The following is a 22,865-nucleotide window of genomic DNA, read 5'->3' as shown; positions in this document are numbered from 1 at the left end:
GAGCTTTCTCGAAACGGAGACCGAAATGGGTTATCAACAGGGTCTGAGCGGCCTCGCCGGCGCATCGAACGCGCTCGACGTGATCGGCAACAACATCGCGAACGCGAACACGGTCGGCTTCAAGTCGAGCACCGCGCAGTTCGCCGACATGTACGCGAACTCGGTCGCGACGTCGGTCAACACGCAGATCGGCATCGGCACGGCGCTGAACTCGGTGGAGCAGAACTTCGGCCAGGGCACGATCAATACGACGAGCTCGTCGCTCGACGTCGCGATCAACGGCAACGGCTTCTTCCAGATGTCGAACAACGGCGTGACGACGTACTCGCGCGACGGCACGTTCCAGCGCGACAAGAACGGCTACATCATCGACTCGCAAGGCCGCAACCTGATGGGCTACGCGGCCAACGGGGCAGGCGTGATCAACACCGCGCAGACCGTGCCGCTGCAGGCGCCGACCAACAACATCGCGCCGACCGCGACGACCAAGATCACCGGTCAGTTCAACCTGAACTCGCAGGACACGGTGCCGGCCAAGACGCCGTTCAGCGCGACCGACAACACGACGTACAACTACTCGACGTCGATCCAGGTGTACGACTCGCTCGGCGGTTCGCAGGCGGTCAACATGTACTTCGTGAAGTCGGCGGCCGGCACGTGGGAAACCTACGCGGGCGTCCAGGGCGGCGCGACGACCGATCTCGGCACCGTCACGTTCAATTCGTCGGGCGCGATCCAGAGCACGACGACGGGCACGCCGGCGACACCGACCGCGTCGCTCGGCCAGTTCCAGTTCACCGTGCCGAACACCGACGGCTCGGCGACGCCGCAGGGCCTCACGCTCGACCTGACCGGCACGACGCAGTACGGCGGCAAGGACGGCGTGAACAACCTCGCGCAGGACGGCTACGCGAGCGGCACGCTGACGACCTACACGATCGGCACCGACGGCAAGCTGACCGGCAACTACTCGAACGGCCAGACCGCCGTGCTCGGCCAGATCGCGCTCGCGAACTTCAACAACCCGAACGGGCTGGTGAACCTCGGCGGCAACCAGTATGCGGAGTCCGCGTCATCGGGCGTGCCGCAGGTCTCCGCGCCGGGCAGCACGAACCACGGCACGCTGCAGGGCAGCGCGCTGGAGAACTCGAACGTCGACCTCACGTCGCAGCTCGTGAACCTGATCACCGCGCAACGCAACTACCAGGCGAACGCGCAGACGATCAAGACGCAGCAGACCGTCGACCAGACGCTCATCAACCTGTAACTCCAGGGATAACGGGCAGCCATGGACCGACTGATCTACACGGCGATGACGGGCGCGTCGCAGTCGCTCGACCAGCAGGCGACCGTCGCGAACAACCTCGCGAACGCGTCGACGACGGGTTTTCGCGCGCAGCTCGCGACGTATCGCGCGGTGCCGATGAATTTCGGCGACGGCAGCACGAGCGACCCGACGACGACGCGCACCTACGTGCTCGCGTCGACGCCCGGCGCGGATTTCGCGCCGGGTCCGATCACGCGCACCGGCAATCCGCTCGACGTCGCCGTGCAGGGCGCGGGCTGGCTGTCGGTGCAGACGGCCGACGGCAGCGAGGCGTACACGCGCGCCGGCAACCTGCACGTCGACGAGAACGGCCAGCTCGTGAACGCGAGCAACCTGCCGGTGATCGGCAACGGCGGCCCGATCTCGGTGCCGCCGAATGCGGAAGTGACGATCGGCAAGGACGGCACGGTGTCCGCGCTGATGCCGGGCGACCCGCCGACGGCGGTCGCGATCGTCGACCAGATGAAGCTCGTCAATCCCGATCCGGCCACGCTCACGCGCGGCAACGACGGCTTGTTCCGCACCGCCGACGGCAATCCGGCCGACGCCGATGCGAACGTGGTCGTCACGCCGAATTCGCTCGAAGGCAGCAACGTCAACCCGGTGACCGCGATGGTCGCGATGATCGACAACGCACGCGCGTTCCAGCTTCAGTCGAAGCTGATCCAGACGGCCGACCAGAACGAGCAGTCGGCGAACCAGCTGCTCAACTTCAGCTGAGCGCCCGCGCCAGCTTACGCAGGAGAATCGACAAGTGAACCGTTCGCTCTACATCGCCGCCACCGGCATGAATGCGCAGCAGGCGCAGATGGACGTGATCTCGAACAACCTCGCGAATACCAGCACGAACGGCTTCAAGGCGTCGCGCGCGGTGTTCGAGGATCTGCTTTACCAGACGATCCGCCAGCCGGGCGCGAACTCGACGCAGCAGACCGAGCTGCCGTCGGGCCTGCAGCTCGGCACCGGCGTGCAGCAGGTCGCGACCGAGCGCCTGTACACGCAGGGCGGCCTCACGCAGACCGGCAACTCGAAGGACGTCGCGATCAACGGCGCGGGCTTCTTCCAGGTGCTGATGCCGGACGGCACGAACGCGTACACGCGCGACGGCTCGTTCCAGACCAACGCGCAGGGCCAGCTCGTCACGTCGAGCGGCTACCAGATCCTGCCCGCGATCACGATCCCGCAGAACGCGACGTCGCTGACGATCGGCAAGGACGGCGTCGTGTCGGTCACGCAGGCGGGCTCGACCAATTCGGTGCAGATCGGCTCGCTGCAGATCGCGACCTTCATCAATCCGGCCGGCCTCGAGGCGCGCGGCGAGAACCTGTTCTCCGAGACGACGTCGTCGGGCGCGCCGAACGTGTCGCAGCCGGGCCTGAACGGCGCGGGCGTGCTCAACCAGAACTACGTCGAGGCGTCGAACGTGAACGTCGTGCAGGAGCTCGTCAACATGATCCAGACGCAGCGTGCCTACGAGATCAACAGCAAGGCCGTGACGACGTCCGACCAGATGCTGCAGACCGTCACGCAGATGAAGAGCTAACCGGAATACCCGTCGTCGCCATGAAGCAGGTTCGCCTCCTCCCGTCAGCCACCGTCCGCGCCCTCGGCGCGTTCGCGGTGGCGGCGCTCGCCGGTTGCGCGCAGATCCCGCGCGATCCGATCATCCAGCAGCCGATGACCGCGCAGCCGCCGGTGCCGATGTCGATGCAGGCGCCCGGCTCGATCTACAACCCCGGCTACGCGGGCCGGCCGCTGTTCGAGGATCAGCGGCCGCGCAACGTCGGCGACATCCTGACGATCATGATCGCGGAGAACATCAACGCGACCAAATCGTCGGGCGCGAACACGAACCGGCAGGGCAACACCGATTTCAACGTGCCGACCGCCGGTTTCCTCGGCGGGCTGTTCGCGAAGGCGAACCTGTCGGCGACCGGCAACAACAAGTTCGCGTCGACGGGCGGCGCGAGCGCGGCGAACACGTTCAACGGCACGATCACGGTGACCGTCACCAACGTGCTGCCGAACGGCAACCTCGTGGTCAGCGGCGAGAAGCAGATGCTGATCAACCAGGGCAACGAATTCGTGCGCTTCTCGGGCGTCGTGAACCCGAACACGATCTCGGGCGCGAACTCGGTCTACTCGACGCAGGTCGCCGACGCGAAGATCGAATATTCGGCGAAGGGCTACATCAACGAAGCCGAGACGATGGGCTGGCTGCAGCGCTTCTTCCTCAACATCGCGCCGTGGTGATGACGATGCAGACGACCCTGTTCAACCGCCTGTCCGCCCGCGCGCACGCCGCCGCGCGGCTCGCCGTCGCGTTCGCGGCCGTGGCCGCCGCCTGCGTGTTCGGCGCGGTGCCCGCGCACGCGGAACGCCTGAAGGATCTCGCGCAGATCCAGGGCGTGCGCGACAACCCGCTGATCGGTTATGGCCTCGTCGTCGGTCTCGACGGCACCGGCGACCAGACGATGCAGACGCCGTTCACGACGCAGACGCTCGCGAACATGCTCGCGAACCTCGGCATCTCGATCAACAACGGTTCGGCCAACGGCGGCCCGTCGTCGCTGAGCAACATGCAGCTGAAGAACGTCGCGGCCGTGATGGTGACCGCCACGCTGCCGCCGTTCGCGCGGCCCGGCGAGGCGCTCGACGTCACCGTGTCGTCGCTCGGCAACGCGAAGAGCCTGCGCGGCGGCACGCTGCTGCTGACGCCGCTGAAAGGCGCGGACGGGCAGGTGTACGCGCTTGCGCAGGGCAACATGGCGGTCGGCGGCGCGGGGGCCAGCGCGAACGGCAGCCGCGTGCAGGTGAACCAGCTCGCGGCCGGCCGGATCGTCGGCGGCGCGATCGTGGAGCGCGGGGTGCCGAACGCGATCGCGCAGATGAACGGCATGCTGCAGCTGCAGCTGAACGACATGGATTACGGCACCGCGCAGCGGATCGTGTCCGCGGTCAACTCGAGCTTCGGCCCGGGCACCGCGACGGCGCTCGACGGTCGCACGATCCAGCTCGCCGCGCCGGCCGATTCGGCGCAGCAGGTCGCGTTCATGGCGCGGCTGCAGAACCTCGACGTGAGCCCGGACAAGGCCGCGGCGAAGGTGATCCTGAACGCGCGCACCGGCTCGATCGTGATGAACCAGATGGTCACGCTGCAGAGCTGCGCGGTCGCGCACGGCAACCTGTCGGTGGTCGTCAACACGCAGCCGGTCGTGTCGCAGCCGGGGCCGTTCTCGAACGGGCAGACGGTGGTGGCGCAGCAGTCGCAGATCCAGCTCAAGCAGGACAACGGCGCGCTGAAGATGGTGACGGCCGGCGCGAACCTCGCCGACGTCGTGAAGGCGCTGAACACGCTCGGCGCGACGCCCGCGGACCTGATGTCGATCCTGCAGGCGATGAAGGCGGCCGGCGCGTTGCGCGCCGACCTGGAGGTCATCTAAATGGCTGCGAACCTTCCGAACGCAAACGACCTCACGCAGCGCTTCGCGCTCGACGTGCAGGGTTTCGACGCGCTGCGCGCGCAGGCGAAGCAGTCGCCGCAGGCCGGCGCGAAGGCCGTCGCGGGCCAGTTCGACGCGATGTTCACGCAGATGATGCTCAAGAGCATGCGCGACGCGTCGCCCGACGGCGGGCTGTTCGATTCGCATACGTCGAAGATGTACACGTCGATGCTCGACCAGCAGCTCGCGCAGCAGATGTCGACGCGCGGGATCGGCGTCGCCGACGCGCTGATGAAGCAGCTGCTGCGCAACGCGGGGCAGGGCGCGGGCAGCGACACGGCGGCCGATGTCGGCGCGGGTGGCCTCGGCACGGGCGGCAACGAAGGCAGCCTCGCCGCGATGAACGCGATGGCGAAGGCCTACGCGAACGCGTCGAACAACGGCGGGCTGGCCGGCGCGCGCGGCTACTCGGCCGGCAGCGCGCTGACGCCGCCGCTGAAGGGCGCGAGCGGCGCGCCGGACGCCGACGCGTTCGTCGACCGGCTCGCGGGCCCCGCGCAGGCGGCCAGCGCGTCGACCGGCATTCCGGCGCGTTTCATTGTCGGCCAGGCCGCGCTCGAATCGGGCTGGGGCAAGCGCGAGATCCGCGCCGCCGACGGCTCGACCAGCTACAACGTGTTCGGCATCAAGGCGAACAAGGGCTGGACCGGGCGCACCGTGTCGGCGCTGACGACCGAATACGTGAACGGCACGCCGCGCCGCGTGGTGGCAAAATTCCGCGCGTATGACTCGTACGAGCACGCAATGACCGATTACGCGAGCCTGCTGAAGAACAATCCGCGCTACTCGGGCGTGCTGAGCGCCAGCCGCAGCGTCGAAGGCTTCGCGCACGGGATGCAGAAGGCCGGTTACGCGACCGACCCGAACTACGCCAAAAAATTGATCTCGATCATGCAGCAGATCGGCTGACGAGCCCGCCGGCCGCCTGCAGCCCCCCTTCGGACCGCGCCCGGCAGCCCGCCGCGCGCGGTTTCAACGTTTGCGCGAAAAAAATCGCCAATTCGATCTAAACTTTCGGTCAGCACTGCCGCTAAGTGTGAGAGACCTGCGACCGGGCCCCCGTTCTGGCCCGGTTTTACTGCGCACCGGTTGTCCGGGCGCCCATGACAAGAAAGACCGGCTAGCCATGAATATCGAAACGTCGACCGACCCCAGCCTGGATGCAGGCCACTCCGGGCCCGACTTCGCCCGCCGCAATCCGCTGGAAATCGGCGTGCAGCTGCGCAACCTGGTGAATCGCGGCGATTTCCTGACCGTCCAGTATCCGGGCGGCCAGCTCGTCACGCGCCTGCTCGAGGTCGACGTCGGCGCGCGGACGTTCACGTTCGACTGGGGCGCGCTGTCCGAGCAGAACGCCGGCATCCTCGGCGCGTCGCATTGCACGTTCGCGGCCTCGCCGGAGGGCGTGCGCGTCGAATTCACCACGGGCACGCCGCGCGAGACGCGCTACGAGGGGCTGCCCGCGTTCGTCGCCGATTTCCCCGACGTGCTGGTCTGCATCCAGCGTCGCGAATATTTCCGCGTCGACGCGCCGATCGTCGATCCGTTCCTGTGCCGCGGCAAGCTGCCGGACGGCGAGAGCTTCCTGTTCGAGGTGCATAACCTGTCGCTCGGCGGCGTGGGGCTGCGCACGGCCGACGAACGCGTCGAGGCGCTCGAGGTCGGCACGCTGCTGCCCGACGTCGAGCTCGAGCTGACCGGCCACGGCAAGCTGTCGCTCGACCTGCAGCTCGTGTCGCAGCGTTCGACGCAGATGCCGAACGGGTCGCGGCGCTACCAGCTCGGTTTTCGCTACATGTCGCTGCCGGGCAGCGCGGAGAACACGCTGCAGCGCCTGATCACGCAGCTCGAAATGAAGCGCCGCTCGCTCGCGCGGGCCTGACGCGCACGCGTGACCCGGCCCCGCACGGGCCGCCCCGCGCCCCTTCGCCGGCACCGGTTGCCGGGCGCCTTGACCGGCGATGCGCGAGTGCGCGTCGCGCGTGCATTTTTTCCTCAATTTTTTCAATCGGCGGCCGTTATACCGGGAGTCACGCAACCCGGCGGCCGCAGCGCGGCCGGCTCATCAGGATCGCGCATGTCCAACTCACTCATGAACCTCGGCGTCAGCGGCCTGAATGCCGCGCTCTGGGGCCTCACGACGACCGGCCAGAACATCAGCAACGCCGCGACGCCAGGCTATTCGGTCGAACGACCCGTCTATGCCGAGGCGAGCGGCCAGTACACGAGCAGCGGCTACATGCCGCAAGGCGTCAACACCGTCACCGTGCAGCGGCAGTACAGCCAGTACCTGAGCGACCAGCTGAACGGCGCGCAGACGCAGGGCGGCGCGCTGTCGACGTGGTATTCGCTCGTCACGCAGCTGAACAACTACGTCGGCAGCCCGACGGCGGGGATCTCGACCGCGATCACGAGCTACTTCACCGGGCTGCAGAACGTCGCGAACAGCGCGTCCGACGCGTCGGTGCGGCAGACCGCGATGAGCAACGCGCAGACGCTCGCGAACCAGATCACGGCGGCCGGCCAGCAGTACGACGCGTTGCGCCAGAGCGTGAACACGCAGCTCACGAGCACCGTGACGCAGATCAACGCGTACACCGCGCAGATCGCGCAGCTGAACCAGCAGATCGCATCGGCCAGCAGCCAGGGCCAGCCGCCGAACCAGCTGATGGACCAGCGCGACCTCGCGGTGTCGAACCTGTCGAACCTCGCGGGCGTGCAGGTCGTGCGCAACAGCGACGGCTACAGCGTGTTTCTCGCGGGCGGCACGCCGCTCGTCGTCGCGAACAAGAGCTACCAGCTCGCGACCGTCACGTCGCAGTCCGATCCGAGCGAGCTGACCGTCGTGTCGCAGGGGATCGCCGGTGCGAACCCGCAGGGGCCGAACCAGTTCCTGTCCGATGCGTCGCTGTCGGGCGGCACGCTCGGCGGCCTGCTCGCGTTCCGCAGCCAGACGCTCGACCCGGCCGAAGCCCAGCTCGGCGCGATCGCGACCAGCTTCGCCGCGCAGGTCAACGCGCAGAACGCGCTCGGCATCGACCTGTCGGGCAAGCCCGGCGGCAACCTGTTCACGACCGGCGCGCCGGTCACCTACGCGAACCAGGGCAATACCGGCAACGCGGCGCTGTCCGTGTCGTTCGCGAACGCATCGCAACCGACCGCGAGCGACTACACGCTGTCGTACGACGGCACGAACTACACGCTGACCGACCGCGCGAGCGGCACGGTGGTCGGCACGTCGACCTCGATGCCGGCCTCGATCGGCGGGCTGAACTTCTCGTTCTCGTCCGGCTCGATGAGCGCCGGCGACAAGTTCACCGTGCAGCCGACGCGCGGCGCCCTGAACGGCTTCGGCCTCGCGACGTCGAACGGCTCCGCGATCGCGGCGGCCGCGCCGTACGTGCCGTCGGCCACCACGACGAACACGGGCACCGGCACGATCGGCGGGCTGTCGGTCACGAGCGCGGCGGCCGCGGCCAACGCGCACAACTACACGATCACGATGACCGGCACGGCCGGCAATCTGCAGTACACGGTCACCGACAACTCCGCCAACCCGGTAACCACGAGCGCGCCGCAGAATTACCAGGCCGGCACGCCGATCACGCTGACGGCCGGCGTCACGGTGACGGTGTCGGGGTCGCCGGCGGTCGGCGATACCTTCAAGGTCACACCGAACACGGGCGGCACGAACGACGGCAGCAACGCGCTCGCGCTGTCGAAGCTCGTCAACTCGAAGACGTTCGGCAACGGCTCGACCACGCTGACCGGCGCGTACGCGAGCTACGTGAACAGCATCGGCAACACGACGAGCCAGCTGAAGTCGTCGAGCGCCGCGCAGACCGCGCTGGTCGGCCAGATCACGCAAGCGCAGCAGTCGACGTCGGGCGTGAACCAGAACGAGGAAGCGGCCAACCTGATGCAGTACCAGCAGCTCTACCAGGCGAACGCGAAGGTGATTCAGACCGCGTCGACGCTGTTCCAGACCGTGCTCGGCCTGTTCAACTGATTTCGGGGATCGAAGCGATGCGGATTTCCACCACCCAGTTCTACCAGATGAACGTCGCTCAGATGAGCGACCAGCAGGCGCAGCTCGCGCAGCTGTACCAGCAGATCTCGAGCGGCGTGAGCCTGGCGACGCCGGGCGACAACCCGCTCGGCGCCGCGCAGGCCGTGCAGCTGTCGATGACGTCGGCGACGCTGTCGCAGTACGCGTCGAACCAGAACACCGCGCTGTCGTCGCTGCAGAAGGAAGACCAGACGCTGATCAGCGTCAACAACCTGCTGAACAGCATTCATACGGTCGTGATCCAGGCCGGCGCCGGCTCGCTGTCCGACAGCGATCGCTCGGCGCTGTCGACGCAGCTGCAGGGCTATCGCGACCAGCTGCTGACGCTCGCGAACTCGACCGACGGCTCGGGCAACTACCTGTTCTCGGGCTTCCAGTCGACCACGGCGCCGTTCTCGAACGCACCGGGCGGCGGCGTGACCTACAGCGGCGACGCGGGTACGCGGCAGGTGCAGATTGCCGACACGCGTGCGATCTCGCAGGGCGACAACGGTGCGAACGTGTTCCTGTCGGTGCCGATGCTCGGCAGCCAGCCGGTGCCGGTCGCCACCGCAACCAACACGGGGACGGGCACGATCGGCGCGGTATCGATCACGAGCCCGTCGGCCGCGACCAATGCGGACCAGTTCAAGATCACGTTCGGCGGCACGGCGGCCGCGCCGACCTATACGGTGACCGACAACTCCGTCGTGCCGCCGACCACGACCGCCGCGCAGCCGTATTCGGCCGGCGCCGGGATCGCGCTCGGCAACGGCCTGTCGGTGCCGGTGTCGGGTTCGCCCGCGCCCGGCGACTCGTTCACGGTCACGCCCGCGCCGAAGGCCGGCACCGACGTGTTCGCGGCGCTCGACACGATGATTGCCGCGCTGAAGGTGCCGGTCAGCAGCAACACGACGGCCGCCGCCGCGCTCCAGAACGCGATGACCACCGGCACGACGAAGCTGAACAACATGATGACGAACGTGCTCACCGTGCAGGCGTCGGTCGGCGGCCGCGAGCAGGAAGTCAAGGCGATGCAGACGGTGAACCAGACCAACACGCTGCAGGTCACCAGCAACCTGGCCGACCTGACGAGCACCGACATGGTGTCGACGATCAGCCAGTTCCTGCAGATGCAGAACGCGCTGACGGGCTCGCAGAAGGCCTACTCGCAGCTGCAGAACCTGTCGCTGTTCCAGTACATCAACCCTTGATGCACGGCGCGCCGGCGGCGATGTGAGCGCACGCTTACGTCGCCGCCGGCGCGTGCTACCGCCCGCGCGCCCTGCGCGGATGGCCGCTTCTCCGGGCCGCGCGGCCGCGCCCCGGTTCGCGCACGCGGCATGCCGCGCGCCGCGCTTGCCAGCCCCATTCCCGCTCCGTAAACTCGCGCCAGATTCCAGACCGGCGCACCCTCCGCAGCCGGCGACCGACAGGAGCCCTTTCCCCATGTCCGATTCCTACTTCCCGCGCTGGCGGGTGCAATCGACCGGCGCGGCGTCGCGCGTGGTCGGCCCCGACGAGCGCCTGCCGTGGCCGCAGATGGTCGCGATGGGCGTGCAGCACGTCGTCGCGATGTTCGGCTCGACCGTGCTCGCGCCGCTGCTGATGGGCTTCGACCCGAACCTGTGCATCTTCATGTCGGGCATCGGCACGCTGCTGTTCTTCGCGCTGGTCGGCGGCCGCGTGCCGAGCTACCTCGGCTCGAGCTTCGCGTTCATCGGCCTCGTGATCGCGGTGACGGGCTACGGCGGCAGCGGCCCGAACCCGAACATCCCGGTCGCGCTCGGCGGGATCGTCGCGTGCGGCGTCGTGTACGTCGCGCTCGGCGCGCTGGTGCAGGCGATCGGCACGCGCTGGATCGAGACGCTGATGCCGCCCGTCGTCACCGGCGCGGTGGTCGCGGTGATCGGGCTGAACCTCGCGCCGATCGCGGTGAAGGGCGTGTCGGCGTCGACCTTCGACTCGGTGATGGCGCTCGTCACGGTGCTCTGCGTCGGCCTGGTCGCGGTGTTCGCGCGCGGGATGATGCAGCGCCTGCTGATCCTCGTCGGGCTGATGATCGCGTATGCGATCTACGCGATCGCGACCAACGGGATGGGCCTCGGCAAGCCGATCGACTTCGCGATCGTCGGGCATGCCGCGTGGTTCGGCGTGCCGGCCTTCCGTACGCCGGTGTTCGACCCGCACGCGATGCTGATGCTCGCGCCGATCGCGGTGATCCTGGTTGCCGAGAACCTCGGCCACATCAAGGCCGTCAGCGCGATGACGGGGCACAACCTCGACCGCTACGTCGGCCGCGCGTTCATCGGCGACGGCCTCGCGACGATCGTGTCGGGCAGCGTCGGCGGCACGGGCGTCACGACCTACGCGGAGAACATCGGCGTGATGGCCGTCACGCGGATCTATTCGACGCTCGTGTTCGCGGTCGCCGCGCTGATCGCGATCGTGCTCGGCTTCTCGCCGAAGTTCGGCGCGGTGATCCAGACGATCCCGGGCCCGGTGCTCGGCGGCGTGTCGATCGTCGTGTTCGGGCTGATCGCGGTGACGGGCGCGCGGATCTGGGTCGTCAACAAGGTCGACTTCTCCGACAACCGCAACCTGATCGTCGCGGCCGTCACGCTCGTGCTCGGCGCCGGCGACTTCTCGCTGAAGGTCGGCGGCTTCGGGCTCGGCGGGATCGGCACCGCGACGTTCGGCGCGATCATCCTGTACGCGATCCTGCGCAAGGAAAAGGAACCGGGCCCGGTGGTCTGAGCGAAACACGGGCGGCGCAACGCCGCCCGCCGGCGCGCACTCACGCGCCGGTATTGGACTGCGCCTGCAGCCACGCGCAGAACTGCGCGACGAGCGGATCGTCGGCCGGCGCGCGCGGCGCGATCCACCAATAGCTGCGGGTCGCGATGCGCGGCCCGTCGAGCGGCATCACGAGCCGGCCGCTCGCGAGTTCGTCGTCGATCAGCGGCAACGGGCCGAGCGCGACGCCGAGCCCGTCGACGGCCGCCTGCAGCGCCAGGTAGAAGTGGTCGAACGACTGGCGCTTGCGCCCCTTCATCGTCACGCCGGCCGCCGCGAACCAGTCGCGCCAGCCTTCCGGCCGTGTGTCCGAATGCAGCAGCACGTGCCGTGCGAGGTCGTCCGCGCGCGCGATCGGCGTGCGCTTGAGCAGCGCGGGGCTGCAGACCGGAATCACGCTTTCGTCGAGGAAGTGGCCGCTCGTGCAGTTCGGCCAGTGGCCGGGGCCGCGGCGGATCGCGACATCGAAGCCGTCGAGCGCGTCGAGCGGCGCGTTCGACGTCGACAGCTTCAGCTCGACGTTCGGCACGTCGCGCTGGAACCGCGACAGGCGCGGCAGCAGCCATTTCATCGCGAAGGTCGGCAGCGCGTTGATGCGCAGCACGCGCGCCGCGCCGGTGTTGCGCAACTGCTCGGTCGCGTGCGCGATGCTGTCGAACGCGGCGCGCACGGTGTCCAGGTAACGGCGGCCTTCGTCGGTGAGCTTCACGCGTTTGCCGTAACGGTGGAACACCGGCTTGCCGAGCCAGGCCTCGAACCCGGCGATCTGCCGGCTGATGGCACCGTGAGTCACATGCAGCTCGTCGCCGGCGGCGCTGAAGCTTTCATGTCGTGCCGCGGCTTCAAAGGCCCGAAGCGCGGAAAAGGGCGGGAGATCGCGTGCCATGCTTGTGATTCTAGATCACAAGGACGCGCCGATAAAATCGTTTTGCCGGAATCCTGAACGGCGGTAACCTCGGCTGACCGTTTGATGAGGAGCCCCATGCAATCCGTTTCCCCGCCGCCTGCCGCGTCACCCCGCAGCGTCGGCCTCGCCGAGCTGTTCACCGGCTTCCTGTCGCTCGGCCTCATGTCGTTCGGCGGTGCGCTGCCGTTCGCGCGCCGTACGATCGTCGACGAGCGCAAGTGGCTCTCCGCCGACGAATTCACCGATCTGCTCGGCCTGTGCCAGTTCCTGCCGGGCGGCAACGTGATCAACCTGTCGGTCGCCGTCGGCATGCGCTTTCGCGGTGTCGCCGGTGCGTTCGCCGGCATTCTCGGGCTGATCGCGGGCCCGACGCTCGTCGTCGTCGCGCTCGGCGTGCTGTACGCGAAGACGCAGAACGATCCGCACGTGCAGCACCTGTTCGCGGGGCTCGCCGCCGCGGCCGCCGGGCTGCTCGTCGCGATGGCCGTGAAGGTTGCGAAGCCGCTGCGGCATGCGCGTGCGGCGGCCGGTATCGCGGCACTCGCGTTCGTCGCGATCGCGGTGCTGCGCATGCCGCTGCTGACCACGATGCTGGTGCTGACGCCCGTCAGCGTGTGGTTCGCGTCGCGGCGTCGCGATGCGGGCACGCGCCGGCCGGCGCCGGCTGCCGCGCGCGACGCGCAGCACGGAGGCCAGTGATGAACGACACGCTGGTCGCGATCGCGACGATTTTCAGCCAGCTGTCGCTGCTGGCGTTCGGCGGCGGCAACACGATCCTGCCGGAGATGCAGCGGCAGGTGGTCGACGTGCATCACTGGATGAGCGCGCACGAGTTCACCGCGCTGTTCGCGCTGGCGCAGGCGGCGCCCGGGCCGAACATGATGATCGTGTCGCTGGTCGGCTGGCACGTGGCCGGCTGGGCTGGGCTGCTGGTCGCGTCGCTCGCGAAGTTCGGGCCGTCGTCGATCGTCACCGTGCTCGCGCTGCATGCGTGGGAACGCTTTCGCGACCGGCCGTGGCGTCGTTACGTGCAGCAGGGGATGATGCCCGTCACGGCCGGGCTCGTCGCGGCGAGCGCGGTGCTGATCTCCGAGGCGTCGAACCGTACGGCGATCCAGTGGGGCATCACGGCCGCGTGCGCGGTGCTCGCATGGCGCACGCGCATCCATCCGCTGTGGCTGCTCGCGGGCGGCGCGCTGATCGGGCTCACGGGCATCGGGCAGTAAGCCGCCGTGCAGCCGGCCGTTGCCGGTTGCGATCGCCGGCTATGGCCGGCTACTGCGGCGCCGGCAGGTCGCTGTTCACCATCCCGAGCAGCCGGCCGCGCTCGCTGTAGACGTCGTCCGTCGCAGCCGGCCAGTCGACCACGTATCCCGCCTCGAGCGCATCGCGCATGATCGTGCCGTAATCGGCTTTCGCGAGCCTGCCGCCGCGCAACGCGTCGGCCACCTCGTGCTTCAGCTTCGGCGTGAACGATGGATAGGCCGCCACCAGCGCCGCATACTGGCGCGCATCGATTTCGCCCGATTCGCGGCTGAACGCCCAGACGGCCACCAGCACGATCGCGGCGAGCGGGATGACGGTAAAGCGCAGGAAGAACTTCGCGAGTGTCATTCGAAGGCTCGATGAAGAGGCGCGGGGCGGCGAGCGGGTCCAGGCGGCCCGCAACCGGCCCGGTATACTCGGCCGGTCCTTCGGCGGCGAAACCCGCCGGGGCAACACGTTCCCGCCGGGCGATACGCGGCGGCAATCCGCACCCTGACGGCGAGCATTATATTGGCGCGCGGTACGCGGCGAGGCCCGGCCGCGCAGCGCCGACGGCATCCCGCGCCGGCCGGCGGGACTGAATTTCGCACCGCCCGCCGCGCGCGGCGCGCACCACGGGAGGATCGATGGATCTCGACGGCGCCAGCCGCAATCTCACTGTCGCCGCGTTGCTGACGCTGTCCGGCGGTTACCTCGACGCGTACACGTACGTCGGCCACGGCCACGTGTTCGCGAACACGATGACCGGCAACGTCGCGCTGCTCGGCATCAACCTGTCGGCCGGCGAATGGGCCGCCGCGCTGCATCACGTGCCGCCGCTCGTCGGCTTCGTGATCGCGGTGTTCGTCGCGCACCTGCTCGGCCTCGCCGCGCAGCGCGGCTGGATGCGGCACACGGCGTTCGCGTGCCTGATCGTCGAGATCGCGTTTCTCTGCGTCGCGGCGAGCGGCCTCGTCGGCGCGTCGAGCGCCTGGCTGATTCCGGGCATCTCGTTCGTCGCGACGCTGCAGACGCTGTCGTTCACCCATCTCGAGGAACTGTCGTACACGTCGGTGATGACGACCGGCAACCTGCGGCGCGCCGCGCAGAAGCTGTTCGTCGGGCTGATCCCGCGCTACGACGCCGGCGCGCTGCACGACTCGGCGTTGCTGGCGACGATCAGCTTCTGCTTCCTGGCCGGCGCGGTGGCCGGCGGCCTCGTCACGCGGCTCGTGCCGGACATCGCGCTGTGGGGTGCCGTGCTGCTGCTCGTCGGCGCATTCGCGGAGATCGTGCGGCGTGCGTGGCGTCGCGCGGGGAACGGCGGCGATGGCGACGGCGAGGCCGCGCAGACGGCCTGACCGCACGCTTCGCGCGGCAGCCGTTGGCGCCGCGTTCCGTCTTCACCGATTCATCGATTCTCCGACCCACCGGCGCACCCCGACGCGGGCCGGTCGCACTGGCCGCGCCCGTTGTCGGTATGCGCGGCATCTTCCGGTTGCGTCGATCGTGCGAGCCGGCCTGCCGCGATACCGCTTTCACCGCGCCGCACCATCGCCGATCCTTACAGCGCGGCACGCAAATTCCGATGGCCTCGCGACCCGTGGCGTCGCCGCGTCAGGCAAGCCCGGCGCGGGAAACGTTGTTCCCGGGCGACAGTCGCGCCATTGCGGCGCGTTTCAATTTCTTTCAGCGAAGGCACTCGTCATATGATTCAGGCCACATCGCGTGCGCCATGAACGTGCGCGATCGCCACCCGGCTGCGCACGCAGCCGGCAATGAACGGAGACACCTACAAAAAGGAAAGCTCATGAAGCAGACCACCCGACTCGCAGCCATCGCAGGGGGCGCCGCGCTCGCATTCGCCAGCCAGTACGCGGCGGCACAAAGCTCGGTCACGCTGTGGGGCGTCGCCGACGTCAGCGTCCGTTACCTGACCAACGCGAACGCCAAGAACGACGGCCTGCTGTCGATGACCAACGGCGCGATCACCAACAGCCGCTTCGGCATCTACGGCACGGAAGACCTCGGCAGCGGCCTGAAGGCCGTGTTCAACCTCGAAAGCGGCGTGAACATGCAGAACGGCGCATTCGCCGACAGCGGCCGCCTGTTCAACCGTGCGGCATACGTCGGCCTGCAGAGTCCGTACGGCACGGTGACCCTCGGCCGCCAGAAGACGCCGCTGTTCGACCTGCTGTCGGATACCTACGATCCGCTGACGGTCGGCAACTACCTCGAGAACGCATGGCTGCCGGTCGCACTCGGCGGCGGCCTGTATGCGGACAACCAGATCAAGTACACGGGCAAGTTCGCGGGCCTGACCGCGAAGGCGATGTACTCGACCGGCACCAACTACGAATCGACCGGCGCCGGCGGCTTCTCGGGCCAGATTCCGGGTTCGCTCGGCAAGGGCAACGCATGGGGCGTGTCGCTGTCGTACGTGATGGGCCCGCTCAGCATCGCGGCCGGCGCGCAGCAGAACAGCGACAACTCGGCGCGCAAGCAGACGATCTACCACGCGAACGTCGTGTACGCGTTCAGCAAGGCGAAGGTCTACGCCGGCTACCTGCGCTCGAAGGACGACACGGGCTTCGTCGACAGCCTGCTCGCACAGCAGACGATTCCGGTCGCGAAGGGCACCGGCCGGATCGACGACGGTCCGTTCGCGGGCGTGAGCTGGCAGGTCAGCACGCCGCTGACGCTGACGGGCGCGTTCTACTACGACCACATGCGCAATGCGATGACCGCGAACGGCACGCTCGCGAGCGGCAACCGCTATGCGGTCGTCGGCATTGCCGAGTACGCGCTGAGCAAGCGCACCGAAGTCTACGGCACCGTCGACTTCAACAAGACGAACGGCGCGGCGAACGTCGAGCTGCCGGGTCGCAGCAACCAGACCGGCATCGCGATCGGCCTGCGCAATATCTTCTGACGAATGTCGGGACACGTGCGCCGGCATCTGTCCGGCACGCATCGAAGAGGCTCCGAAAGGGGCCTCTTTTTTTTCGTCACGCGGCCTTCATATCCGCGCACGACTATTCAGCGATCGCTCCATCACGCAATGCCCGCGCCGTAAGCCATCCGTCGGCAATCCAGAACATACTTTTACAGTACGCGCGTAGGCTTTCCGCTACGCTGCGTGCATCGCCCGTTGCGTGCCGTCGTGCGCGCGCGTGCGCTGTTCCGGCAGGCGCTCGGCGAGCGCGGCCGGCCTGGTGCGTAACTTGTGTATCCGGTGATGACAATCGCGGTGCGCCGGTTTTTTTCGTGGGACGATGCGCTCACGATTTTCTTGAAAGGGGATGACGATGGGTATCCTGAACACGGTAGGTGAAATCGCTGGCGCAGTGGCGGCTGTCGAAGGCGCGGAAAAGCTGGATCCGGATGCGGGTCTGCTGACCAAGGCGGCCGCGGCCGTCGCCGGCTTCAAGGGCGCCGAGGCAGTCGAAGGCCTGCTCGAGAAGAAGAAGGAAGACCAGCCCGAGCAGCAGGCAGACGATACGCAGGCGACGGACGGCAGCGACACGTCGCAGGCATGAGCATGGCGGCTGGTCCGGCCGCGGGTGCGCACTTCGCGCGCTCGGGCGGACCGGTGCCGCGCGGCCGGCAGGTCGGGCATGCGGTCGATCGGTGACGCATGACACACCCGGCAGCTGGGTTGACCGGCGAGAGGCAATGTCTCTCGCCGTTTTTTATTGGGCGCTAGCCGCGGCCCGCAAGAATTCCGGAATCTTGCTATCGTGCCGTCATCCGAACTGCGATGAGGCAATGCGATGGATTTCGACTACGACCTGTTCGTCATCGGGGCCGGCTCGGGCGGCGTGAGGCTCGCGCGGATGTCGGCGTCATACGGCGCGCGCGTCGGCATAGCGGAACAGGAGCAGATCGGCGGCACCTGCGTGCTGCGCGGCTGCATTCCGAAGAAGCTGCTCGTCTACGCATCGCACTACCCGCACGAAGTCGAGGACGCGAAGGGCTTCGGCTGGACCTTCGGCGCCGGCACGCTCGACTGGTCCGCGCTGATCGCCGCGAAGGATCGCGAGATCAATCGGCTCAGCGACATCTACATCAGCCTGCTGCGGCAATCGGGCGTCGACATGCACGCGGGGCGCGCGACGCTCGTCGATGCGCACACGGTCGCCATCGGCGAGCGCACGATTCGTGCGCGCCACATCGCGATCGCCACCGGCTCGCGTCCGTCGCTGCCGCCGCGGCCCGGCATCGAGCATGCGATCACGTCGCGCGAGGCGCTGTCGCTCGCGACGCTGCCCAGGCGCATCGCGGTGGTCGGCGGCGGTTATATCGCGGTCGAATTCGCGGGCATCTTCAACGGCTTCGGCAGCCACGTCGACCTGTTCTATCGTGGCGAGAAAATCCTGCGCGGCTTCGATGACGACGTGCGTCAGTTCCTGACCGACGAGATGACGAAGCAGGGCGTCACGATCCATTCGCGCGCGGTGGTCGAGTCGATTTCCCGCGCCGACGACGGCACGCTGAGCGTGCGCGTCGGCGATGCGCGGCACGGGCCGTACGATGCGGTGCTCTATGCGACCGGCCGCGTGCCGAACGTCGACGGGCTCGGGCTCGAGCAGGCGGGCGTCATGCTCGATGCACGCGGCGCGATCGCCGTCGATGCGTATTCGGCGACCTCGGTCGCGTCGATCCATGCGATCGGCGACGTCACGTCGCGGCCGCAGCTCACGCCGGTGGCGACGCGCGACGGCGGGCTGCTTGCGCGGACGCTGTTCGGCGGGTCACGCGTCGCGGCCGATCACGCATGGGTGCCGTCGGCCGTGTTCAGCCAGCCCGAGGTCGCGACGGTCGGCCTCACCGAAGCGGATGCGCGTCGCGCGCACGGCGACGTCGACATTTACCGCACGTCGTTCAAGGCGCTGCGCCATACGCTGTCGGGCCGCGACGAACGCACGATGATGAAGCTCGTCGTCGCGCGCGACAGCCAGCGCGTGATCGGCGCACACATGGTCGGCCGCGACGCGGGCGAGATCATCCAGGGCATCGCGATCGCGATTCGCGCGGGCGCGACGAAGGCGCAGTTCGACGACACGATCGGCATCCATCCGACCGCGGCCGAGGAGTTCGTGACGATGCGGCAGAAGGTGGCCGACTAGCGGAAGGGGCGCGCGCGTCTGCACGCGCGCGTGCGGCCGGATTGCGTATTGGCCGGGATACTGCTTTTTGCGTGGCAGGGCCCGACGATATTCGGCGATTATTTTCGAGATATTGGTAATCCAGGCTGACTGCGCGGGCAATATGTCTCGATATTGACGGATCGGCGCCCCGTTCGCCGCCGCAACCAAAGAAAATCGCCGCACTCCGGTCATATACAGGCGAAGCCCTTATCTGCAAGGCATTCCGCCTGATTCGACCGTGCATTTCATATAGATACGAAAATCGTCAACTATTATCAAGATTGCCCGTCTCAATAATCAGGCTTGATATGATCGCGAAAAATCATATACGGGGCCGATCATGCGCGATCAACAGCGCAGTAACCAGCGTCACGATGTAACCGGCGCGCGCGAGCCTGTCGCGCACTGCGTCGTCCATCCGCTTTTTGCCGCAACACATCGGTTGCGCATTCCACTTCTTCACATCTAGCTATCGCCGGCCCGGCGATGAGTTCGCGTGCGCGCGCATCACGCCGATGCACGCGCACCCGTTCCGGGCAATCTTTCCACGCAAGGAGACCAGCAGTGAACATTCAGACACGACGCACCGTTCTCGTGGTGGCAGCGGTTGTCGCAGCGCTGTCCGGCTGCGCGACCGAATCGTCGCGCACGCTCGACGTGCCGGCCGTGAGCAGCGCGCAGAAGCCTTATGCAGGCAAGCCCGTCGCGATCGCGGTCGGCAAGTTCGACAACCGCTCGAGCTACATGCGCGGCATCTTCTCGGACGGCATCGACCGCCTCGGCGGACAGGCGAAGACGATCCTCGTCACGCGCCTGCAGCAGAGCCGGCGCTTCAACGTGCTCGATCGCGAGAACCTCGACGAGATCAAGCAGGAAGCCGGCTTCATGAAGAAGGCCCAGGCCGTGAAGGGCGCGAACTACGTGGTGACGGGCGACGTGACCGAGTTCGGCCGCAAGGACGTCGGCGATCACCAGCTGTTCGGCATCCTCGGCCGCGGCAAGACGCAGGTCGCGTACGCGAAGGTCAACCTGAACATCGTCGACACGACGACGTCGGAAGTCGTGGCATCGAGCCAGGGCGCCGGCGAGTTCAGCCTGTCGAATCGCGAGGTGATCGGCTTCGGCGGCACGGCGGGATACGACTCGACGCTGAACGGCAAGGTGCTGGACCTCGCGATCCAGGAAGCCGTGAACCATCTGGCCGAGCAGGTTGACGCCGGGGCGCTGAAGGTGCCGCAGTAAGTACCGCAGCGAGTATCGAAGGACGTGCCGCAGCGGGCGCCGGGGCCGGCGTCGCGCTCGATCGATTCACCACGACATCAAAAGAGAAAAGACCATGAAACGGGGTATCTGGCTGCCGGCGACGGCCGCCGCATTGCTGCTCGTCGGCTGCGCGAGCTCGCCGCCGCCGCTCTATCAGTGGACGGGCTATCAGCCGCAGGTGTACGAATACTTCAAGGGGCAGAAGTCGCCGCAGGAGCAGATCGACGCGCTCGAAAAAGCGTTGCAGGACATCCGCGGGAAGGGCCATACGCCGCCGCCGGGCTTCCATGCGCATCTCGGGATGCTGTACGCGAGCGTCGGCAACGAGCAGCAGGCCGAGCAGGAACTGCAGGCCGAGAAGCAGTTGTTCCCGGAATCGTCGACCTACATGGATTTTCTGCTGAAGAAGAAGACCGGCGCGGCGAAACCCGCGGATCAGAAGGCTGCCGGCCAGAAGGGGGCCGACCAGACGATCGCCGGGCAGAAGAACGCCGATTCGAACCCCGCCAAACAGTGACGCGCCCGCCATGTTCAAGACACTTTCATTCAAGCTGATGTCCGTGCTGTCGATCGTCGCGCTGCTGAGCGCGTGCGCGCAGCCGGTGAAACGGCCCGATTACACGGCGTTCAAGAAGAGCCAGCCGCGCTCGATTCTCGTGCTGCCGCCCGTCAACGAGACCTCCGACGTCGGCGCGACCTACGGGATGCTGTCGCAGATGACGCTGCCGCTCGCCGAGTCCGGCTATTACGTCGTGCCGGTCGCGGTGATGGACGAGACCTTCAAGCAGAACGGCCTGACCAACGCGGCCGAGATCCAGGAGACGCCGCCCGCGAAGCTGCGCGAGATCTTCGGCGCGGACGCCGCGCTGTATTCGAAGGTTTCGAAATACGGCACCGTGTACCGGATCCTCGCGAGCGCGACGGTCGTGTCCGCGTCGGCGAAGCTCGTCGACCTGCGCACGGGCGACGTGCTGTGGCAAGGCAGCGCCAGCGCGGCCAGTGACGAAGGCGGTAACAGCGGCGGTGGCGGCCTGATCGGGATGCTCGTGACGGCAGCGGTCAAGCAGATCGCGAACACGCTGATGGACCAGAGCCACGATGTCGCCGCGTTTACGAGCGGACGGCTGCTGATGGCAGGGCCGCCAAGCGGCCTGCTGTACGGTCCGCACTCGCCGAAGTACGGCACCGACTGAACGGCGCGGGCGCCGCATCGAAGCCCCGCCATCCGATCGAACGGCCGCGCGAACGCGCGGCCGTTTTGCATGGTCGCGCCGCGTGCGTTTGCCGCCTGCATCGCGGCGCCGCTTCATGACGCTCAATGCACGCCGAATGCATCGAGCAGCCGGTACCAGCTCATCGCGAGCACCAGCGCCGGGGTGCGCAGCGCCGCGCCGCCCGGGAAGTCGCGATGCCGGATCTTGTCGAACAGGTCGAAGCGGCTTGCCTGCCCGTCGATCGCCTCGGCGATCAGCTTGCCCGCGAGCGCGGTCGTGTTGACGCCGTGCCCGGAAAAGCCCTGCGCGAAGTACATCGTCGGCGCGACGCGGCCGAAGTGCGGCGCGCGGTTCATCGTGATGTCGACGAAGCCGCCCCATGCGTAGTCGACCTTCACATCCGCGAGCTGCGGGAACGTCTTCAGCATGTCCTGGCGCATCGCTTCCGCGAGATCGCGCGGTTCGCGCGTCGAATAGCTGACCTTGCCGCCCCACACGAGCCGCGTGTCGGGGGCCGGCCGGAAATAGTCGAGTACGAAGCGGCTGTCGCAGATCGCCGCACGCGCGGGCATCAGCGCGGCGGCGCGCGCTTCGCCGAGCGGCTCGGTCGCGATCACGTAGGTGCCGACCGGCATGATCTTCTTCGACAGCGCGGGCGCGAGCGTACCGACGTAGGTATTGCACGCGAGCACGACGAAGCGCGCGCGGACGTTGCCGCCGCTTGTTTCGACGACGTGGCCGCCCGCGACGTCGCGCACGCGCGTCACGCAGCTGTCCTCGTGAATGCGCACGCCCGCGCCGGTCGCCGCGCGTGCCAGGCCGAGCGTGTAGTTGAGCGGATGGAGGTGGCCGCTGTCGGGGTCGTACAGGCCGCCGCAATAGCGCGCGGACTGCACGTAGTCGCCGAGCTCGTCGGCTTCGACGAAGTGGAAACGGTCATAGCCGAAGCGCTTCGCGGCTTCGTCGCGCCAGCGCTTCAGCGCATCGGCGTCGCGCTCGGTGTTCGCGGCGGTCAGGTAGCCGGGCACCAGCGCGCAATCGATGTCGTGCTGCGCGATCCGCGACTTCACGAGCGACAGCGTTTCGAGCCCCATGTCCCAGATGCGCTTCACGTCGCCTTCCGGCATGAATTGCCCGAACGTGTCGATGTCGCACGCGAAGCCGCCGATCAACTGGCCGCCGTTGCGGCCGCTCGCTGCCCATCCGACCCGCGACGCTTCGAGCACGGTCACCGAATGGCCGCGCTCGGCGAGGTTGAGCGCGGCGGACAGGCCCGTGAGGCCCGCGCCGATCACGCACACGTCGGCGTCGATCGTGCCGGCGAGCGGCGCATGGCGGGTCGTATCGTTGGCGGTCGCCGCGTAGTAGGACGCGACGTGCGGCTGGTTGGCGAATGTCTGCATAGTCAGGAG

The 22,865-nt window shown here is 67.8% G+C and carries 22 protein-coding genes; 19 read left to right on the top strand and 3 right to left on the bottom strand.

Annotated elements, in window-relative coordinates; translation table 11 throughout:
* Nucleotides 1-25 precede the first annotated feature (25 nt).
* The 10 genes from flgE to ACN22W_RS16710 all read left to right on the top strand — a co-directional run bounded on the left by flgE (nucleotide 26) and on the right by ACN22W_RS16710 (nucleotide 11,635).
* On the top strand, nucleotides 26-1,267 hold the full coding sequence (flgE, locus tag ACN22W_RS16755) for a flagellar hook protein FlgE (RefSeq protein WP_412022868.1): 1,242 nt from the start codon (nucleotides 26-28) through the stop codon (nucleotides 1,265-1,267).
* A gap of 21 nt (nucleotides 1,268-1,288) precedes the next feature.
* Nucleotides 1,289-2,047, top strand: coding sequence for a flagellar basal-body rod protein FlgF (flgF, locus tag ACN22W_RS16750; protein WP_412022869.1), 759 nt, complete (start codon nucleotides 1,289-1,291; stop codon nucleotides 2,045-2,047).
* A 34-nt stretch (nucleotides 2,048-2,081) separates the two neighbouring features.
* Entirely contained in the window at nucleotides 2,082-2,870 is a 789-nt protein-coding gene (flgG, locus tag ACN22W_RS16745; RefSeq protein ID WP_021164160.1) for a flagellar basal-body rod protein FlgG, read from the top strand.
* 20 nt (nucleotides 2,871-2,890) lie between these two features.
* Nucleotides 2,891-3,580, top strand: coding sequence for a flagellar basal body L-ring protein FlgH (gene flgH, locus ACN22W_RS16740; RefSeq protein WP_412022870.1), 690 nt, complete (start codon nucleotides 2,891-2,893; stop codon nucleotides 3,578-3,580).
* Nucleotides 3,581-3,585: 5 nt separating this feature from the next.
* Nucleotides 3,586-4,770, top strand: coding sequence for a flagellar basal body P-ring protein FlgI (locus ACN22W_RS16735; protein ID WP_419685451.1), 1,185 nt, complete (start codon nucleotides 3,586-3,588; stop codon nucleotides 4,768-4,770).
* The gene (gene flgJ / locus ACN22W_RS16730; RefSeq protein WP_129513167.1) at nucleotides 4,771-5,739 is read left to right on the top strand and encodes a flagellar assembly peptidoglycan hydrolase FlgJ; all 969 of its coding nucleotides are present in this window, start codon (nucleotides 4,771-4,773) and stop codon (nucleotides 5,737-5,739) included.
* A gap of 217 nt (nucleotides 5,740-5,956) precedes the next feature.
* Entirely contained in the window at nucleotides 5,957-6,712 is a 756-nt protein-coding gene (locus ACN22W_RS16725) for a flagellar brake protein (RefSeq protein ID WP_129513166.1), read from the top strand.
* Nucleotides 6,713-6,907: 195 nt separating this feature from the next.
* Nucleotides 6,908-8,839, top strand: coding sequence for a flagellar hook-associated protein FlgK (gene flgK / locus ACN22W_RS16720; protein ID WP_419685450.1), 1,932 nt, complete (start codon nucleotides 6,908-6,910; stop codon nucleotides 8,837-8,839).
* A 17-nt stretch (nucleotides 8,840-8,856) separates the two neighbouring features.
* Nucleotides 8,857-10,092 carry a flagellar hook-associated protein FlgL gene (gene flgL, locus ACN22W_RS16715; protein ID WP_419685449.1) on the top strand — a complete coding sequence of 412 codons (1,236 nt, stop codon included), beginning with the start codon at nucleotides 8,857-8,859 and terminating at the stop codon, nucleotides 10,090-10,092.
* A gap of 235 nt (nucleotides 10,093-10,327) precedes the next feature.
* Nucleotides 10,328-11,635, top strand: coding sequence for a solute carrier family 23 protein (locus ACN22W_RS16710; RefSeq protein WP_419685448.1), 1,308 nt, complete (start codon nucleotides 10,328-10,330; stop codon nucleotides 11,633-11,635).
* Nucleotides 11,636-11,675: 40 nt separating this feature from the next.
* Here the strand turns inward: ACN22W_RS16710 and ACN22W_RS16705 are convergent, their stop codons facing one another.
* On the bottom strand, nucleotides 11,676-12,560 hold the full coding sequence (locus ACN22W_RS16705) for a transcriptional regulator GcvA (protein ID WP_048248346.1): 885 nt from the start codon (nucleotides 12,558-12,560) through the stop codon (nucleotides 11,676-11,678).
* A gap of 96 nt (nucleotides 12,561-12,656) precedes the next feature.
* Between ACN22W_RS16705 and ACN22W_RS16700 the strand changes: the two genes are divergently transcribed.
* Nucleotides 12,657-13,280 (top strand): chromate transporter, encoded by a 624-nt coding sequence (locus ACN22W_RS16700; RefSeq protein ID WP_419685447.1) that lies wholly within the window; start codon nucleotides 12,657-12,659, stop codon nucleotides 13,278-13,280.
* The gene (locus ACN22W_RS16695; RefSeq protein ID WP_065499028.1) at nucleotides 13,280-13,807 is read left to right on the top strand and encodes a chromate transporter; all 528 of its coding nucleotides are present in this window, start codon (nucleotides 13,280-13,282) and stop codon (nucleotides 13,805-13,807) included. Before ACN22W_RS16700 ends, ACN22W_RS16695 begins: the two co-directional genes overlap by 1 nt.
* Before the next feature lie 49 nt (nucleotides 13,808-13,856).
* Here the strand turns inward: ACN22W_RS16695 and ACN22W_RS16690 are convergent, their stop codons facing one another.
* Nucleotides 13,857-14,195, bottom strand: a complete 339-nt coding sequence (locus ACN22W_RS16690; protein ID WP_419685446.1) for a hypothetical protein — start codon at nucleotides 14,193-14,195, stop codon at nucleotides 13,857-13,859.
* A 278-nt stretch (nucleotides 14,196-14,473) separates the two neighbouring features.
* On the opposite strand from ACN22W_RS16690, the gene ACN22W_RS16685 reads away from it, so the two are divergent.
* From ACN22W_RS16685 to ACN22W_RS16655, 7 genes are all read left to right on the top strand, one after another.
* Nucleotides 14,474-15,187 (top strand): YoaK family protein, encoded by a 714-nt coding sequence (locus ACN22W_RS16685; protein WP_419685445.1) that lies wholly within the window; start codon nucleotides 14,474-14,476, stop codon nucleotides 15,185-15,187.
* Nucleotides 15,188-15,636: 449 nt separating this feature from the next.
* Nucleotides 15,637-16,758, top strand: a complete 1,122-nt coding sequence (locus tag ACN22W_RS16680; RefSeq protein ID WP_419685444.1) for a porin — start codon at nucleotides 15,637-15,639, stop codon at nucleotides 16,756-16,758.
* 376 nt (nucleotides 16,759-17,134) lie between these two features.
* Complete coding sequence (locus ACN22W_RS16675) at nucleotides 17,135-17,365, top strand: hypothetical protein (protein WP_048248366.1); 231 nt, start codon at nucleotides 17,135-17,137, stop codon at nucleotides 17,363-17,365.
* 234 nt (nucleotides 17,366-17,599) lie between these two features.
* Entirely contained in the window at nucleotides 17,600-18,955 is a 1,356-nt protein-coding gene (gene gor, locus ACN22W_RS16670) for a glutathione-disulfide reductase (RefSeq protein WP_419685443.1), read from the top strand.
* Between the two features lie 591 nt (nucleotides 18,956-19,546).
* Complete coding sequence (locus ACN22W_RS16665) at nucleotides 19,547-20,218, top strand: CsgG/HfaB family protein (RefSeq protein ID WP_193099503.1); 672 nt, start codon at nucleotides 19,547-19,549, stop codon at nucleotides 20,216-20,218.
* 94 nt (nucleotides 20,219-20,312) lie between these two features.
* Nucleotides 20,313-20,756 carry a DUF4810 domain-containing protein gene (locus ACN22W_RS16660; RefSeq protein ID WP_419685442.1) on the top strand — a complete coding sequence of 148 codons (444 nt, stop codon included), beginning with the start codon at nucleotides 20,313-20,315 and terminating at the stop codon, nucleotides 20,754-20,756.
* A gap of 10 nt (nucleotides 20,757-20,766) precedes the next feature.
* Nucleotides 20,767-21,432, top strand: a complete 666-nt coding sequence (locus tag ACN22W_RS16655) for a DUF799 domain-containing protein (RefSeq protein WP_048248357.1) — start codon at nucleotides 20,767-20,769, stop codon at nucleotides 21,430-21,432.
* 122 nt (nucleotides 21,433-21,554) lie between these two features.
* Here the strand turns inward: ACN22W_RS16655 and ACN22W_RS16650 are convergent, their stop codons facing one another.
* Nucleotides 21,555-22,856 (bottom strand): FAD-binding oxidoreductase, encoded by a 1,302-nt coding sequence (locus ACN22W_RS16650; protein ID WP_343492587.1) that lies wholly within the window; start codon nucleotides 22,854-22,856, stop codon nucleotides 21,555-21,557.
* Nucleotides 22,857-22,865 lie beyond the last annotated feature (9 nt).

Source organism: Burkholderia theae (assembly GCF_048565265.1).
GTDB classification, from domain to species: Bacteria; Pseudomonadota; Gammaproteobacteria; order Burkholderiales; family Burkholderiaceae; genus Burkholderia; species Burkholderia theae.
The sequence above is the reverse complement of the archived record's forward strand: the minus strand, read 5'-3'. Positions and strand labels throughout refer to the sequence as shown.

Bases quoted from the DNA above. Each gene is read 5' to 3' on its own strand.
- flgH (WP_412022870.1), top strand. From the start codon at position 2,891: ATGAAGCAGGTTCGCCTCCTCCCGTCAGCCACCGTCCGCGCCCTCGGC.
- ACN22W_RS16650 (WP_343492587.1), bottom strand. From the start codon at position 22,856: ATGCAGACATTCGCCAACCAGCCGCACGTCGCGTCCTACTACGCGGCG.
- ACN22W_RS16695 (WP_065499028.1), top strand. From the start codon at position 13,280: ATGAACGACACGCTGGTCGCGATCGCGACGATTTTCAGCCAGCTGTCG.
- ACN22W_RS16680 (WP_419685444.1), top strand. From the start codon at position 15,637: ATGAAGCAGACCACCCGACTCGCAGCCATCGCAGGGGGCGCCGCGCTC.
- ACN22W_RS16710 (WP_419685448.1), top strand. From the start codon at position 10,328: ATGTCCGATTCCTACTTCCCGCGCTGGCGGGTGCAATCGACCGGCGCG.
- ACN22W_RS16660 (WP_419685442.1), top strand. From the start codon at position 20,313: ATGAAACGGGGTATCTGGCTGCCGGCGACGGCCGCCGCATTGCTGCTC.
- ACN22W_RS16700 (WP_419685447.1), top strand. From the start codon at position 12,657: ATGCAATCCGTTTCCCCGCCGCCTGCCGCGTCACCCCGCAGCGTCGGC.
- ACN22W_RS16735 (WP_419685451.1), top strand. From the start codon at position 3,586: ATGCAGACGACCCTGTTCAACCGCCTGTCCGCCCGCGCGCACGCCGCC.
- ACN22W_RS16725 (WP_129513166.1), top strand. From the start codon at position 5,957: ATGAATATCGAAACGTCGACCGACCCCAGCCTGGATGCAGGCCACTCC.
- ACN22W_RS16690 (WP_419685446.1), bottom strand. From the start codon at position 14,195: ATGACACTCGCGAAGTTCTTCCTGCGCTTTACCGTCATCCCGCTCGCC.
- ACN22W_RS16705 (WP_048248346.1), bottom strand. From the start codon at position 12,560: ATGGCACGCGATCTCCCGCCCTTTTCCGCGCTTCGGGCCTTTGAAGCC.
- flgJ (WP_129513167.1), top strand. From the start codon at position 4,771: ATGGCTGCGAACCTTCCGAACGCAAACGACCTCACGCAGCGCTTCGCG.
- ACN22W_RS16675 (WP_048248366.1), top strand. From the start codon at position 17,135: ATGGGTATCCTGAACACGGTAGGTGAAATCGCTGGCGCAGTGGCGGCT.
- gor (WP_419685443.1), top strand. From the start codon at position 17,600: ATGGATTTCGACTACGACCTGTTCGTCATCGGGGCCGGCTCGGGCGGC.
- flgL (WP_419685449.1), top strand. From the start codon at position 8,857: ATGCGGATTTCCACCACCCAGTTCTACCAGATGAACGTCGCTCAGATG.
- flgK (WP_419685450.1), top strand. From the start codon at position 6,908: ATGTCCAACTCACTCATGAACCTCGGCGTCAGCGGCCTGAATGCCGCG.
- ACN22W_RS16685 (WP_419685445.1), top strand. From the start codon at position 14,474: ATGGATCTCGACGGCGCCAGCCGCAATCTCACTGTCGCCGCGTTGCTG.
- flgE (WP_412022868.1), top strand. From the start codon at position 26: ATGGGTTATCAACAGGGTCTGAGCGGCCTCGCCGGCGCATCGAACGCG.
- flgF (WP_412022869.1), top strand. From the start codon at position 1,289: ATGGACCGACTGATCTACACGGCGATGACGGGCGCGTCGCAGTCGCTC.
- ACN22W_RS16655 (WP_048248357.1), top strand. From the start codon at position 20,767: ATGTTCAAGACACTTTCATTCAAGCTGATGTCCGTGCTGTCGATCGTC.